The organism is Pseudomonas sp. CGJS7, assembly GCF_036961695.1.
In genome coordinates this window covers 34,667-49,534 of the sequence record NZ_JBAMDI010000021.1, presented here as the reverse complement: position 1 = coordinate 49,534, position 14,868 = coordinate 34,667, and the positions used below count along the sequence as shown (strand labels likewise).

Genomic DNA, 14,868 nt, shown 5'->3' with positions numbered 1-14,868 from the left:
TAATCACAACGCTAGATCCTCAGGTGTAAATGTCATCTTGAACGAACGATATTGGTTGAAATCGCTCGGCTTCATACCCTGCATCTCGGTCAAACGACCAATGTTCTTCACCGCAGCCACCGCCGAACTGTCATACGGGCCGTCACCACTGGACCGGGCCACGCTGACATTGGTGATGGTACCGTCCGGCAACATGTTGATCTGCAGGACCACCGTCATGCCCTTGCGCGCGGAAGGCGGACGTGCCCAGCCCTCGGCCGCGCGCATGCGGATCAGGTCGTCGAAGTCGCCGGCCACCTGGTCACCCTGCTCGTCGGCCAGCGCCTGCTGCCGCTCGGTGGTATCGGACAACAGCTCGGCCAGTGCCTGAGCTTTCTTGTCTTCTGCCGCCTTGCGGGCCGCTTCCTGTGCCTTCTTCTTCTGGGCATCTGCAGCGGCCTTTTTCTTGGCCTCTTCAGCTGCCTTCTTCTTCGCGTCCTCGGCCGCCGCTTTCTTCTTGGCGTCCTCGGCTGCTTTCTTCTTGGCCTCTTCGGCTGCCTTTTTCTTGGCGTCCTCGGCGGCTTTCTTCTTCGCCTCTTCAGCGGCCGCTTTCTTGGCCTCTTCTTCGGCTTTTTTCTTGGCTTCGTCCTCGGCCTTCTTCTTGGCGATGTCGGCCTGCTGTTTCTCGGCAGCTTTCTTCGCCTCGTCGGCCTTCTTGGCTTCGGCAGCTTTCTTGGCCTCGGCAGCCTTGGCGGCTTCAGCGGCCTTGGCAGCATCCTCGGCTTTTTTCGCCTCGGCGGCTTCGCGGGCCTCTTCGGCCTTTTGAGCGGCGTCAGCTTTCTTTTGTTCCGCGGCCTTCACGGCCTCCTGCTCGACCTTCTTCTGTTCCAGCTGCTCGACTTCGGTCTGGCGCGAAGCGGTTTTCTTCGCCTCCCCGGCAATCTTCTGATTGGTCTGGGTGGTTGCCTGGCTCTTGGACTTGAGCTGGTACAGGGTCGCCTGAACGATCGGCTTGGAAGGCGGCAGCTCCGGCGTCATGGCAAAACTGACGAACAGCAGGGCGAACACCAGCACATGCAGGCCGATGGCCCAGACACTGGGCCAGAAGTAGCTTTCCGAGGCGGATGGCTCTCGCTGTTGCATCAGGGCGCCTCGGTAATCAGGCCAACGTTACCGACACCGGCCTTCTGCAACCCGCCCATGGCACCCATGACCGCGCCATAGTCGACAGCCTTGTCGCCACGAATGAACACCTGGGTCTGCTTGCCCTGGTCACGGCCGGCAGCAATGATCTTGGTCACGGCGTCGGTCATGGCCGGCAAGGTCATGGCTTTGTCCATCTGCTTGTCGGTATCGACTTCGCTGCCGAGGTTCCAGTAATAGGTTTTATCGGCCTTGATGGAGATGGTGAGGATCTGGACGTTGTTGTCCTGCGGCAAGGCTTCGCTGGAAACCTTGGGCAGGTCGACCTTCACGCCCTGGTTGAGCATGGGCGCCGTCACCATGAAGATGACCAGCAGTACCAGCATCACGTCGATGTAGGGCACCACGTTCATCTCGGCGACGGGCTTGCGTTTGTGGCGAACTCGGGCCATGGGCTTCTACCTGATTACTCTTCGCTGGTGTGCACTTTGCGGTGCAGGATCGCCTGGAACTCGTCGGCGAAGGTGTAGTAACGGCCGATCAGTACTTCACTGCGCGCGGCGAAACGGTTGTAGGCAATAACAGCCGGGATTGCCGCGAACAGGCCGATGGCGGTAGCGATCAGTGCTTCGGCGATGCCCGGAGCAACGGTAGCCAGGGTGGCCTGCTGGGCGCTGGCCAGGCCGCGGAAGGAGTTCATGATGCCCCACACGGTGCCGAACAGGCCGATGTACGGGCTGGTCGAACCAACGGTGGCCAGGAACGGCAAGCTCTGCTCGAGTTTTTCTTCCTCGCGCGAGATGGCCACACGCATGGCACGGCCAACACCTTCCATGACGGCGTCCGGGTCAACACCCGGCTGCTGGCGCAGGCGCGAGAACTCCTTGAAACCGGCACGGAACACCTGCTCCACGCCGGAGTCCGGGTCTGGGTTGCTGCCTGCCTGGCGGTACAGCTTGGACAGGTCGATGCCCGACCAGAAGCGCTCTTCGAAGGCATCCAGCGCACGACGACCGGCGCGCAGCATGGTGCTGCGCTGGAAGATCATGATCCATGAGGTGACCGAGGCGGCCACCAGGGTCAGCATTACCAGCTGTACCACCACGCTGGCATTGCTGACCAGACTCCACATGGAGGTATGGTCGACGACGTTAGCTTCCACGCTTATTCTCCTGCATTCGATTGATTACCCGAGCCGTCCGCCGCAAAGGCGTCGCGCAGCTGGGGGGGTAGGGCTCGGGGTTTGAAAGTGTCGGCGCGCACGGCAGCCACCAGGAACTGCCCTTCGCAAAGCAGCGTTTCATCCTTTTCCCGCCAGACCTGCTGTACGAAACGCAAGCTGGCGCGATTGAGTTCAAGGACCTGCGCGGTCACCCGCAATTCGTCATCCAGCCGCGCCGGCGCGTGATAGCGCGCTTCGCTGGAATGGACCACGAACAGCAGGTTGTCTTCAGCCAGTTGCGACTGGGAAAAGCCCAGGTGCCGCAGGCGTTCGGTGCGCGCGCGCTCCATGAATTTCAGGTAGTTGACGTAATACACCACGCCGCCCGCATCGGTATCTTCGTAATAGACGCGACACCGATGTGCGAACGGTTCGAGCTGATTTTGCGCGCGCATACTCTAGTGCTTACTCCTCAGCTTGCCAATCCGCTGTGGCAACTGTTTTTTCTTCATTAATGTCTTATTGCCAGCGCACCAGGGGCATGCCAGCGGTAGGACCACAAAAAGTCGCTTTCGATCTGTCATTCATCGCCTGGCTCGGAAAAATCGCCCCCCTCCCCCAAGCGCCCGGGAATATTCAGCCCAAAGTGCAGGTAGGCATGCCGGGTGACCACGCGGCCGCGTGGCGTGCGCATGATGTAGCCCTGCTGAATCAGGTACGGCTCAAGCACATCTTCGATGGTATGACGCTCTTCGCTGATGGCTGCAGCCAGGTTGTCCACGCCCACCGGGCCGCCATCGAACTTCTCGATCATGGTCAGCAGCAGGCGACGGTCGGAATGGTCGAAACCCCGCTCGTCGACATCCAGCAGGTTCAGCGCCATGTCAGCCACGGCCTTGGTGATCTGGCCCTTGCCGCGTACCTCGGCATAGTCACGCACGCGGCGCAGCAGGCGGTTGGCGATGCGCGGCGTGCCACGGGCACGGCGGGCGATCTCGTAGGCACCCTGGTCTTCGATGGCCAGGCCAAGGATGTTGGCCGAGCGGCTGACGATGGTGCTCAGATCCTTGTCGTTGTAGAACTCCAGGCGCTGGACGATACCGAAGCGATCACGCAGCGGGTTGGTCAGCATGCCGGCACGGGTAGTAGCCCCCACCAGGGTGAAGGGTGGCAGATCGAGTTTGATAGAACGGGCTGCCGGGCCTTCGCCGATCATGATGTCGAGCTGGAAGTCCTCCATGGCCGGGTACAGCACCTCCTCGACAACAGGCGACAGGCGGTGGATTTCGTCGATGAACAGCACGTCGTGCGGCTCGAGGTTGGTCAGCATGGCTGCCAGGTCACCGGGGCGCTCGAGAATCGGCCCCGAAGTGCTCTTCACCGACACGCCCATTTCATGGGCGATGATGTTGGCCAGGGTGGTCTTGCCCAGGCCGGGCGGGCCGAAGATCAGCGTGTGGTCAAGCGACTCGCCGCGGCCGCGGGCGGCCTGGATGAACAGCGCCATCTGCTCGCGCACCACCGGCTGGCCGATGTACTCGTCCAGGCTCAGCGGGCGAATCGCACGGTCCTGGACTTCTTCGCGGTCGCGGCCACTGGCGGCGATCAGGCGGTCGGCTTCGATCACTTGGAAATCATCCCTTTCAGGCTGCGGCGGATCAGCTCTTCACTGCTCAGGCCGGCCTTGTCCTTGATCGCGGCGATTGCCTTGCTGGCTTCCTGCGGCTTGTAGCCCAGCGAGACCAGGGCACTGACTGCATCGGCCTCGGCACTGGACTCGCTGGCGACCGGTAAAGGCCCATCGGACACCAGGGTGAACATGGCCGGCGAGGTTTCCCAGGCCTTGAAACGGTCCTTGAGCTCGACCAGCAAGCGCTCGGCGGTTTTCTTGCCGACGCCCGGTACGCGCACCAGGGCTGAGGTGTCCTGGGCCTGCACGCAGCGCACCAGTTCATCCACTTCCAGCCCGGACATCAGCGCCAGGGCCAGCTTCGGCCCTACGCCGTTCAGGCGGATCAGCTCGCGAAACAGCTCGCGCTCGCGCTTTTCGGCAAAGCCGTAGAGCAAGTGGGCATCTTCGCGCACGACCAGGTGGGTATGCACCGTGACGGTTTCACCCACTTTGGGCAGACGGTACAGCGTGGTCATGGGAACTTCCAGCTCGTAACCCACGCCGTTGACGTCGATAATCAGGTGAGGCGGTTGTTTTTCCGCCAGGGTGCCGCGCAAACGTCCAATCACGTTCCGATCCTTCCTCTCGGGGAGCCGGTCAAAGACCGCTCAACCCTATCAGCAAATGCAGCGGGTGAATGTATCACCCGAACAAAATGTGTATCAGCGCATGAAGCGCTTACAGACGCAAGCGCCCGCCGCGTCGCCGCGCTGTGCTCAAGCCATGCGGCACCAGGCTGGAGCGGGTGTGGGCGTGGCACAGAGCGATGGCCAGGGCATCGGAAGCGTCGATCTGCGGTTTCTGCGTCAATTTCAGCAGGTGCATGACCATCATCATCACCTGCTCCTTGTTGGCCCCACCCGTGCCGGCCACGGCCTGCTTGACCTGGGTGGCGCTGTACTCGGCGATCTCCAGGCCGGCCTCGGCGGCGGCGACGATAGCCGCGCCACGTGCCTGGCCAAGCTTGAGCGCCGAATCGGCGTTGCGGGCCATGAACACCCGTTCGATGCCCATGGTCACCGGGCCGTGCTGGGCAATGATTTCACTGACACCACGAAAAACAATCTGCAGCCGCTCGTGCAGCTCACCGCTGCCGGTGCGGATGCAGCCCGACGCCACGTACTCGCAACCACGGGCGGTCTGGCGTACCACGCCATAGCCGGTGATGCGCGAGCCGGGGTCGATACCTAGAATCAGAGTCATAAAGCCCGTCGAAAAAATGATGCATCTCTACAAACTGCGCCGGCCCTTTCGCGGGTAAACCCGCTCCTACAGGTACTGCACCACACTTGAAATGGGCGTAATACCTGTAGGAGCGGGTTTACCCGCGAAAGGGCCGGCACAGGCGCTATCAAACGCTCAGAGTTGGCACAAAATGCCAAATCACCTTAGCCAAGGTTTTCCATGATCTCGTCGGAAATCTGGGCATTGGAATAGACGTTCTGCACGTCGTCCAGGTCTTCGAGCATGTCGATCAGCTTGAGCACCTTCTCGGCACCGTCCTGGTCGAGCTCGGCACTGGTGGTCGGCTGCATGACGATTTCCGCGTCAGCGGCCTTGAAGCCTGCCTCTTCCAGGGCATTACGCACGGCATAGAAGCTGTTGAACGAGGTGAACACGTCGAACGAGCCGTCGTCATTGGCGACCACGTCGTCGGCATCGGCCTCCATTGCCGCTTCCATCAACGCGTCCTCTTCCACGCCCGGGGCAAAGCTGATCTGGCCTTTTCGCTCGAACAGGTAGGCCACCGAACCGTCAGTACCCAGGTTGCCGCCACACTTGGTGAACGCATGACGCACGGCCGCGGCGGTACGGTTGCGGTTGTCGGTCATGGCTTCGACCATGATCGCCACGCCACCCGGGCCGTAACCTTCGTAGCTCAGCTCTTCGACATTGTCGCTTTCATTGGTGCCAGCACCACGGGCCACGGCGCGATCGATGATGTCGCGGCTCATGTTGGCGCCCAACGCCTTGTCCAGGGCCAGGCGAAGACGCGGGTTGGATGCCGGATCAGGGCCACCCTGCTTGGCAGCGACCGTCAGTTCACGGATCCACTTGGTGAAGACCTTGCCTCTCTTGGCATCCTGGCGCTCTTTGCGGTGCTTGATGTTCGCCCACTTGGAATGACCAGCCATAACGACTCCGAATCCTTTGAATCACAAACGGCCCCGCCCCATGACGGGGCGGGACGGGAAAAAACCTGCGTCGAAACGCAAAGGCGCATCCATGTGGATGCGCCCGGGGACTGCTTACTCGACCTTGGTCTGTTCGCGCAGTCGGATGTGCAGTTCGCGCAGGGCCTTGGCGTCGACCATGCCAGGGGCCTGGGTCATGACGCATGCAGCGCTCTGGGTTTTCGGGAACGCGATCACTTCACGGATCGACTGGGCCCCGGTCATCAGCATGACCAGACGGTCCAGACCGAATGCCAGGCCACCGTGAGGCGGTGCCCCGAACTTCAGAGCGTCGAGCAGGAAGCCGAACTTCTCTTCCTGTTCTTCCGCCTCGATACCCAGCAGACGGAATACCGCCTGTTGCATCTCTTTGCGGTGGATACGGATCGAACCGCCACCCAGCTCGGTACCATTCAGAACCATGTCGTAGGCACGGGACAGGGCGGTGGCCGGGTTGGCCTCGAGCTCTTCCGGGGTGCACTTCGGCGCGGTGAACGGGTGGTGCAGTGCAGTGAAGCTGCCGTCTTCGTTCTCTTCGAACATCGGGAAGTCGACGACCCACATCGGCGCCCACTCGCAGGTCAGCAGCTCGAAGTCGTGACCCAGACGAATACGCAGCGCACCCAGGGCTTCGCTGACCACCTTGAACTTGTCGGCACCGAAGAACACGATGTCACCGTCTACGGCGCCAACGCGGTCGAGGATGTTGTTGAGGTTGGCCTCAGGGATGTTCTTGACGATCGGCGACTGCAGGCCTTCGACGCCCTTGGCGCGCTCGTTGACCTTGATGTAGGCCAGCCCCTTGGCACCGTAGATACCGACGAACTTGGTGTACTCGTCGATTTTGCTGCGCGGCATGCTGGCACCACCTGGCAGACGCAGGGCGGTAACACGGCACTTCGGATCGTTGGCCGGGCCGGCGAACACCTTGAAGTCGACATCCTTCAACTGGTCGGCAACGTCGACCAGTTCCAGCGGAATACGCAGGTCTGGCTTGTCGGAGCCGTAGCGGCGCATGGCCTCTTCGAAGGTCATGTGCGGGAATTCGCCGAATTCCAGGTCGAGCACTTCCTTGAACAGCTTGCGGATCATGCTTTCGGTCAGGCCCATGATCTCGCTTTCATCGAGGAAACTGGTCTCGATGTCGATCTGGGTGAATTCCGGCTGACGGTCGGCACGCAGGTCTTCGTCACGGAAGCACTTGGCGATCTGGTAGTAACGGTCGAAGCCAGCGACCATCAGCAGCTGCTTGAACAGCTGTGGCGATTGCGGCAGGGCGAAGAAGCTACCGGCGTGGGTACGGCTTGGCACCAGGTAGTCGCGCGCGCCTTCCGGGGTGGCACGGGTGAGAATCGGGGTTTCGACGTCGAGGAAGCCGTTTTCGTCGAGGAAGCGACGGATGCTGCTGGTGATGCGCGAGCGCAGGCGCAGCTTGTCGGCCATTTCCGGGCGACGCAGATCGATGAAGCGGTAACGCAGGCGGGTCTCCTCGCCGACGTCGGAGTATTCGTTCAGGGGGAACGGCGGGGTTTCCGCTTCGTTGAGCACGTTCAGCTGGTAGCCGAGGATCTCGATGGCACCGGAAGCCATGTTGGCATTCACTGCACCTTCAGGACGCTTGCGGACCTTGCCGGTGATCTGCACGACGTATTCGCTGCGCACACGGTCGGCGGCAGCGAAGGTTTCGGCGCGATCCGGGTCGAACACGACCTGGGCCATGCCTTCGCGGTCACGGATGTCGAGGAAGATCACCCCGCCGTGGTCGCGGCGACGATGGACCCAGCCGCAAAGGGTGACTTCCTGGCCGTCCAGGCTCTCGTTCAGTTGGCCGCAATAATGGCTGCGCATCATGATGGTGGTTTCGCTTCTCGTGATTCGTGTATTCGGTGGAGGCCTTGGCCGCCCGGAGGGCTAATACTGCAAGACCCGGTCACAGCATTCAACTCAGTCGGCCTTGTCGCCGCCTGCCAGATTCTTTTTCGCCCCGGTCTTGAAGTCGGTTTCGTACCAACCGTTACCGCTCAGGCGAAAGCCTGGCACCGACAGCAGCTTTTTCAGTGCCGGCGCCTGACAGGCCGGGCAATCGATCAGCGGCGCGGCGCTGATCTTCTGCAGCACTTCCATGCGGTGCTCGCAGGACGCACATTGATAGTCATAAAGGGGCATGGGTGTCTCTCGTCAACCATAACGCTGGCTGCCGGGGGGCAGCAAAAAGCGGGATTATATATGGTTAGCAAGCACTGCGCAGCCCGCCTGGCGATCAGCGCGCACTTGGCGGGTCCTGCAGCCACGCCACGCAGATTACCCGGATCAGCCCGCTGAAATTGCGCACTCCGCCCTGGCGCAGGTGCACCTCACGGTCCACGTAGGACAACACGGCACTGACCGAACAACGGTTGGCGGCGGCGATGCGCTCAAGGATACCCCAGTAGACAGCCTCCAGGCGCAGACAGGTAGAAAAGCCGTTGAGCCGCACGGAACGTGACACCGGCTGCGTCTGCAACATGTCGAAGTCCGCCTTGAACGGGTCGATGCACTGTTTTCCTGGCCAGCTGCCCTGGCCGGCCATACGCTTGTTCGCTTGCATCATGCGCCACACTTCCTCGTCACAGGTACCAGGTGACCTATGAAGCGCTGACGGGCGAGCTTAAAGCAGCGGCAAAATGTTCCTTCGCAAATACCAGATTGCCAGGCGGAGCCTGTGGGAGCAGGCAATGCGGTGGATGGCACCGGCTGCGCCGGTGTTCGCGGGCACGCCCGCTCCCACAGGGGTTGCGCAAGCTTTCCGCCTTGAGCAACGGTTACTTGTCGTCGAGCAGTACCCGCAGCATCCAGGCGGTTTTCTCGTGAACCTGCATGCGCTGCGTCAGCAGGTCGGCGGTCGGCTCGTCACTGACCTTGTCCACCACAGGGAAAATGCTGCGCGCAGTGCGTACCACGGCCTCCTGCCCCTGAACAAGCTGGCGGATCATCTCGTCTGCCGGGGGGACGCCTTCCTCCTCCTTGATCGACGAGTGCCGTGCATAGAATGCATACGAACCCGGTGCCGGGAAGCCCAAGGCACGGATGCGCTCGGCGATCGAATCGACTGCCAGCGCCAGTTCGTTGTACTGCTCTTCGAACATCAGGTGCAAGGTGCGGAACGACGGGCCGGTGACGTTCCAGTGAAAGTTATGGGTTTTCAGATACAGCACGTAGGTATCCGACAACAGGCGGGACAGCCCATCGACGATGGACTTGCGATCTTCTTCACTGATACCGATATCGATTGCCATGAAGCTCCCCTTTCCACAAGGCTTGAGACTCAAGCGGGTGCCGACCACTGTAGCAACACTTGCCGCATGCCGCATGTGACATGGCGCAATACATTGCCCACTGGGCGGCCTGCGGTTTGAGTAGGCTGCGGCTTTACTGTTAAATAGGCAGTGTGCCACCCGTGCGGACTGTCATTGCCGGGTGCATAGGCTGGCCTGCCACGTGTTCGCGCTCTATATCTCATGCGCACCGTGCTGCCAGCTCTTCCTGTGATCGGCCTTATCAACAGTGAGCCAACCCCATGTTCAAGATCGTCCATCTGGTGACGGGCGTGGCAGCTTTGCTGCTATCGCTCATACCCAGCCTGAAAACCGATGCGACACCCTTCCTGCAACAACCCGACGCGGTCTACCTGGCCCTGCTCGGCCTGCTCAACCTTTTGCTGGCCCCGGTCGTGCCGCTGTATCATCGCGGCGCGCGGCAACAACTGCAGCACCTGGCCTGCGCCCTGCTGGTAGTCGCCGTCGTGCTGCAGACCCTGACGCTACTGGCCCGCCCCGAAATGGGCAACCTGGCAGCCCTGGTGTGTGCGGCGCTGGCCGTGGCCGTGCATCTGGCCGTGGGCTTTGCCCGCAGCCCGCGCAAGGCACGCAGCACTCAACACGTGGCACAAGATGCCGGCAACCGTGATACCGGCACCGTCAAATGGTTCAACACGTCGAAAGGCTTTGGTTTCATCTCCCGAGACTCGGGCGATGACATCTTCGTGCACTTTCGGGCCATCCGCGGTGAGGGCCACCGCATTCTGGTCGAAGGCCAGCGCGTGGAGTTTTCGGTGATGCATCGCGACAAGGGCCTGCAGGCCGAAGACGTGGTTGCAGTAAACCGCCGTTGACCAACGGCTGACCGGCCGACGCTATCAGCGGCAAACCAGCGCCCACAAGGGCCGTGCTGCACCTGAAGGCAGCATCATACCTGTGGGGGCTGGCTTGCCGGCGATAGCAGCCTGGAACAACTCAATAATGAGGAGGCGGGGCCTCTTCCCCTTCGCTGCCATACTGGCCAACCATCTCTTCATGACGCTTGATCAGCTCGGCCATCTGCAATTGCAGCCGCTCGATCACCCGCGCTTGCTCCACCACCACGTCATTCAGCGCCTGGATAGTGTCATCCTGAAACGCCTGACGGGTTTCCAGTTCGACCATCCGCATTTCCAGTGTCATCTCAGGCCTCTTGGTATCCAGCAAGTTGTAGCCCGCGCAGACGCTGGCGAACAGCTTGCAGTTGATCATCGGTGTAGCCCACAGGCGCACACTTGCCCCATACCGGTGCCGGCCATGCGGCGTCGTCGCGCTGGCGCACAATCACATGCATGTGCAACTGGCTGACCACGTTGCCCAAGGTAGCCACGTTCATCTTGTCGGCCCCATAGCTGGCTTTCAACGCCTCTGCCAACAAGGTGGTCTCCTGCCACAACTGCTGTTGCTCTGCCACATCCAGCTCGAACAGCTCACTGATACCAGCGCGCTTGGGCACCAGAATGAACCATGGGTAATTGGCATCCTTGCTCAGCAGCAACTGGCACAGCGGAAACTCTCCCAACACCAGCGAATCCTGCTGCAAACGCGAATCGAGGACGAACACGGCATATCTCCTTCAGGCAATACCATCCCGCTTCAGGCGGAAAACAGGGCAGCAAGGATACCTTGCACACTCCCGGTAACACAGCGCTACTTTTCGCACCAAAATGAGGCCACCTGCCCGCCCTCCCCACACTGACCACCCCACAAACGATGCTGGATGAACAAGTTGCGGTAACACTTTGACTCTAAAGGCAAGTTTTTAATTTCTAATGATTATCGATCGCACAAATCACACAAGCAGCCTTCGTCCCGCATTTACGGGACTTTCCGACCCTCGGTAGCAGGTTTTGTGAAAATTTCATGAACTGTTGCGAATTTTGAGCACGCTTGTTGCATTCCCTTCACGCCAAGTCGGCACGACATCTGCAGTGGCAGGTGTACGCGACAAATAACAACAGCGACATGGGTTACCAGGGAGTTTCCTCAACCGGAATCGGTAGTTACAGATTCGTTACGGTGACAGGAATAGCGCTGAGGTTATACGGCCCCTCGATCGGGGCGTGATTTGCGACATGGAAATACTTAAAAGCGACATAGTGAAAAAGTTCCGCAAAGAGTGCTTATAGCCATATCGCCAACAACAGTCTGCGTGCTATACATTTTCGCCGACATAACAAGAAAGAGCTGCCCCATATAACTAAAAGACTTGGACGCAGCGGTACTCTTCCTAAAAAACCAAAGGAGCAAATCACGATGCGCGTGATGAAGTGGAGCATGATCGCCCTGGCCGTTTCGGCAGGGACCTCGCAGTTGGCAATGGCCTCGGCACAGGACGAGTCCAAAGGTTTCATCGAAGACAGCAAGCTGAGCGTCAAGACCCGCATGCTGTATTTCAGCCGTGACTTCCGTAACAACGAAGGCGGCCAGAGCCGTCGCGAAGAAACCGGCCTGGGCTTCGTCGGCACCTTCGAATCCGGCTTCACCCAAGGCACCGTGGGTGTGGGTGTCGACGCCATCGGCATGCTCGGCCTGAAACTGGACAGCGGCAAGGGCCGTGCCGGTACCGGCCTGTTCCCGACCGGTTCCGACGGCCGTTCGCAGGATGACTACTCCAAGGGCGGCGGCGCGGTCAAATTCCGCATCTCCGACACCGTGCTGAAAGTGGGTGACCAGTTCACCGCGCTGCCGGTCTTCGCCACCGATGACAGCCGCCTGCTGCCAGAAATCGCCCAGGGCACCCTGATCACCAGCAACGAGATCGAAGGGCTGACCCTGCACGCTGGTCACTTCACCAGCCTGACTGCCCAAGAACAAACCAACCGCGACAGCTTCGGCCTGAAGGAAGCCAACGTGGTCGGCGGCACCTACGCCTTCACCGACAACCTCAGCACCAGCCTGTACTACTCGAAGGTTGAAGACTACTGGCGCAAATACTACGCCAACGTCAACTGGGCGCTGCCGATCTCCGACAATCAAGGCCTGGTGTTCGACTTCAACATCTATGACACCAAGAGCGAAGGCTCTGCCGAGTACCGCGCATTCGATGGCGACAAGCTGGACAACCGCGCGTTCAGCCTGTCGGGCGCCTACAACATCGGCGCTCACACCTTCACCCTGGCCTACCAGAAAGTCACCGGCGACGGCGACTATGGTTATGGTATCGACGGTGGCGGCACCATCTTCCTGGCCAACTCCGTGGCCCGCTCCGACTTCAACGCCGAAGACGAGAAATCCTGGCAGGCTCGCTACGACCTGAACTTTGCCGAATACGGCATTCCAGGCCTGACCTTCATGACCCGTTATGTACGCGGTTCCGACGCCAACGTCGCCGGCACCACCAACGGCAAAGAATGGGAACGCGACGTCGACATCAAGTACGTGCTGCAGGAAGGCCCGGCGAAAGACCTGAGCTTCCGCGTGCGTCAAGCAACCTACCGTTCTTCCGATGGTGTCTACTACGATTCCCCATCGATCGACGAACTGCGCCTGATCGTGGAGTACCCGCTGAGCATCCTGTAAGCCTGGCTTGCAGTGCCCCGCACCTGAAAAAGCCCGGCAATCACGCCGGGCTTTTTCTTGGCTGACAAGTGTCACGCCCTGGGGCATCCTGTACGCCTTCGTTTCCCCCCCGTACAATGCGGGGCTATTTCAACGTCTTAGGCAATCGACACGGCTAACCATGCGCACCAGTCAATATTTGCTCGCCACCCAGAAAGAAACCCCTGCCGACGCAGTGGTCATCAGCCATCAGCTCATGCTGCGTGCCGGCATGATCCGCAAACTGGCCTCCGGCCTGTACACCTGGCTGCCGATGGGCTTGCGGGTAATGCGCAAGGTCGAAGCCGTGGTGCGTGAGGAAATGAACGCCGCCGGCGCCCTGGAAGTGCTGATGCCGAGCATCCAGCCCGCCGAGCTGTGGCAGGAATCCGGTCGCTGGGAGCAATACGGCCCTGAGCTGCTGCGCCTGAAAGACCGCCACCAGCGTGACTTCTGCGTCGGCCCTACCCACGAAGAAGTGATCACCGACCTAGCCCGTAACGAGCTGTCCAGCTATAAACAGCTGCCGCTCAACCTGTACCAGATCCAGACCAAGTTCCGTGACGAGATCCGCCCACGCTTCGGCCTGATGCGTGGCCGCGAGTTCATCATGAAGGACGCCTACTCGTTCCATGCCGACCAGGCTTCCCTGCAGGAAACCTATGATCGCATGCACCAGGCGTACACCAATGTGTTCACCCGCCTGGGCCTGGACTTCCGTCCTGTGCAGGCCGACACCGGCTCGATCGGTGGCAGCTACTCGCACGAGTTCCACGTGCTGGCCGAGTCTGGCGAAGATGACGTGATCTTCAGCGACAGCTCCGACTACGCCGCCAACATCGAGAAGGCCGAAGCCATCCCGCGTGAAACCGTGCGCCCTGCCCCTACCGAGGAGCTGCGCCTGGTCGACACCCCGAATGCCAAGACCATCGCCCAGTTGGTGGAAAACCACGGCCTGCCGATCGAAAAGACCGTCAAGACCCTGATCGTACGCGGTGCCGAAGAGGGCAAGCTGATTGCCCTGATCGTCCGTGGCGACCACGAACTGAACGAAATCAAGGCCACCAAGCTGGAACAGGTTGCCGACCCACTGGTCATGGCCACCGAAGCCGAACTGCGCGACGCCATTGGCGCCGGTGCCGGCTCGCTCGGCCCGCTCAACCTGCCACTGGAGATCATCATCGACCGCTCGGTTGCCCTGATGAGCGACTTCGGCATCGGCGCCAACATCGACGACAAGCACTACTTCGGTGTGAACTGGGAGCGCGATCTGCCGGTGCCACAGGTTGCCGACCTGCGTAACGTGGTCGAAGGCGACCCAAGCCCGGACGGCCAGGGCACCCTGGTTATCAAGCGCGGCATCGAAGTGGGCCACATCTTCCAACTGGGCACCAAGTACAGCGAGGCGCTGAAGTGCCAGGTGCTGGGCGAGAACGGCAAGCCGGTCGTGCTGTCGATGGGTTGCTACGGCATTGGCGTGTCCCGTGTGGTTGCAGCTGCCATCGAGCAGAGCTATGACGACAAGGGCATCATCTGGAACGACGCCCTGGCTCCGTTCCAGATTGCCCTGGTCCCACTGCGCTACGAAACCGACGTGGTCCGCGAAGCAACCGACAAGCTGTATGCCGAACTGACTGCCGCCGGCTATGAAGTGCTGCTGGACGACCGCGACAAGAAAACCAGCCCAGGCATCAAGTTTGCCGACATGGAGCTGATCGGCATCCCACACCGCATCGTCGTCAGCGATCGCGGCCTGGCCGAAGGCAACCTGGAGTACAAGCACCGCACCGAGCAGGACGCCCAGGCGTTGCCGCTCAATGAAGTGCTGACCTTCCTGCAGGCCCGCGTTCGCCGCTGATAACC

17 protein-coding genes are annotated in these 14,868 nt (G+C 60.8%); 3 read left to right on the top strand and 14 right to left on the bottom strand.

Going from position 1 to position 14,868, the window contains the following annotated elements; all coding sequences use genetic code 11:
• Window positions 1-3 precede the first annotated feature (3 nt).
• The 12 genes from tolA to V7787_RS15180 all read right to left on the bottom strand — a co-directional run bounded on the left by tolA (window position 4) and on the right by V7787_RS15180 (window position 9,405).
• Window positions 4-1,122: a cell envelope integrity protein TolA gene (gene tolA, locus V7787_RS15235; RefSeq protein WP_010952368.1), complete on the bottom strand. Its 1,119-nt coding sequence runs from the start codon at window positions 1,120-1,122 to the stop codon at window positions 4-6.
• Window positions 1,122-1,574, bottom strand: a complete 453-nt coding sequence (tolR, locus tag V7787_RS15230; RefSeq protein WP_003254760.1) for a protein TolR — start codon at window positions 1,572-1,574, stop codon at window positions 1,122-1,124. The genes tolA and tolR overlap by 1 nt, the downstream gene beginning before the upstream one ends.
• 14 nt (window positions 1,575-1,588) lie before the next feature.
• Complete coding sequence (gene tolQ, locus V7787_RS15225; protein ID WP_010952367.1) at window positions 1,589-2,284, bottom strand: protein TolQ; 696 nt, start codon at window positions 2,282-2,284, stop codon at window positions 1,589-1,591.
• Between the two features lie 2 nt (window positions 2,285-2,286).
• Complete coding sequence (ybgC, locus tag V7787_RS15220) at window positions 2,287-2,739, bottom strand: tol-pal system-associated acyl-CoA thioesterase (RefSeq protein WP_003254764.1); 453 nt, start codon at window positions 2,737-2,739, stop codon at window positions 2,287-2,289.
• Window positions 2,740-2,864: 125 nt separating this feature from the next.
• Window positions 2,865-3,911, bottom strand: a complete 1,047-nt coding sequence (gene ruvB / locus V7787_RS15215; RefSeq protein ID WP_003254766.1) for a Holliday junction branch migration DNA helicase RuvB — start codon at window positions 3,909-3,911, stop codon at window positions 2,865-2,867.
• Window positions 3,908-4,525 carry a Holliday junction branch migration protein RuvA gene (ruvA, locus tag V7787_RS15210; protein ID WP_003254768.1) on the bottom strand — a complete coding sequence of 206 codons (618 nt, stop codon included), beginning with the start codon at window positions 4,523-4,525 and terminating at the stop codon, window positions 3,908-3,910. The genes ruvB and ruvA overlap by 4 nt, the downstream gene beginning before the upstream one ends.
• A gap of 109 nt (window positions 4,526-4,634) precedes the next feature.
• Window positions 4,635-5,159, bottom strand: a complete 525-nt coding sequence (ruvC, locus tag V7787_RS15205) for a crossover junction endodeoxyribonuclease RuvC (protein WP_003254769.1) — start codon at window positions 5,157-5,159, stop codon at window positions 4,635-4,637.
• 185 nt (window positions 5,160-5,344) lie between these two features.
• Window positions 5,345-6,091: a YebC/PmpR family DNA-binding transcriptional regulator gene (locus V7787_RS15200; protein WP_003254770.1), complete on the bottom strand. Its 747-nt coding sequence runs from the start codon at window positions 6,089-6,091 to the stop codon at window positions 5,345-5,347.
• A gap of 114 nt (window positions 6,092-6,205) precedes the next feature.
• Window positions 6,206-7,981 carry an aspartate--tRNA ligase gene (aspS, locus tag V7787_RS15195; RefSeq protein WP_004575741.1) on the bottom strand — a complete coding sequence of 592 codons (1,776 nt, stop codon included), beginning with the start codon at window positions 7,979-7,981 and terminating at the stop codon, window positions 6,206-6,208.
• Window positions 7,982-8,074: 93 nt separating this feature from the next.
• Complete coding sequence (locus V7787_RS15190) at window positions 8,075-8,296, bottom strand: FmdB family zinc ribbon protein (protein ID WP_010952365.1); 222 nt, start codon at window positions 8,294-8,296, stop codon at window positions 8,075-8,077.
• Between the two features lie 94 nt (window positions 8,297-8,390).
• Window positions 8,391-8,720, bottom strand: coding sequence for a ribbon-helix-helix domain-containing protein (locus V7787_RS15185; RefSeq protein WP_064492886.1), 330 nt, complete (start codon window positions 8,718-8,720; stop codon window positions 8,391-8,393).
• A gap of 211 nt (window positions 8,721-8,931) precedes the next feature.
• On the bottom strand, window positions 8,932-9,405 hold the full coding sequence (locus tag V7787_RS15180; RefSeq protein WP_010952363.1) for a Dps family protein: 474 nt from the start codon (window positions 9,403-9,405) through the stop codon (window positions 8,932-8,934).
• A 281-nt stretch (window positions 9,406-9,686) separates the two neighbouring features.
• Between V7787_RS15180 and V7787_RS15175 the strand changes: the two genes are divergently transcribed.
• On the top strand, window positions 9,687-10,280 hold the full coding sequence (locus tag V7787_RS15175; RefSeq protein WP_336088580.1) for a cold-shock protein: 594 nt from the start codon (window positions 9,687-9,689) through the stop codon (window positions 10,278-10,280).
• 121 nt (window positions 10,281-10,401) lie between these two features.
• Here the strand turns inward: V7787_RS15175 and V7787_RS15170 are convergent, their stop codons facing one another.
• Window positions 10,402-10,608: a SlyX family protein gene (locus V7787_RS15170; RefSeq protein WP_010952361.1), complete on the bottom strand. Its 207-nt coding sequence runs from the start codon at window positions 10,606-10,608 to the stop codon at window positions 10,402-10,404.
• Between the two features lies 1 nt (window position 10,609).
• Window positions 10,610-11,029 carry an HIT family protein gene (locus V7787_RS15165; RefSeq protein WP_014589992.1) on the bottom strand — a complete coding sequence of 140 codons (420 nt, stop codon included), beginning with the start codon at window positions 11,027-11,029 and terminating at the stop codon, window positions 10,610-10,612.
• A gap of 692 nt (window positions 11,030-11,721) precedes the next feature.
• On the opposite strand from V7787_RS15165, the gene V7787_RS15160 reads away from it, so the two are divergent.
• Window positions 11,722-12,987, top strand: a complete 1,266-nt coding sequence (locus tag V7787_RS15160; protein WP_104886571.1) for an OprD family porin — start codon at window positions 11,722-11,724, stop codon at window positions 12,985-12,987.
• A gap of 160 nt (window positions 12,988-13,147) precedes the next feature.
• Entirely contained in the window at window positions 13,148-14,863 is a 1,716-nt protein-coding gene (locus V7787_RS15155; protein WP_014589990.1) for a proline--tRNA ligase, read from the top strand.
• Window positions 14,864-14,868 lie beyond the last annotated feature (5 nt).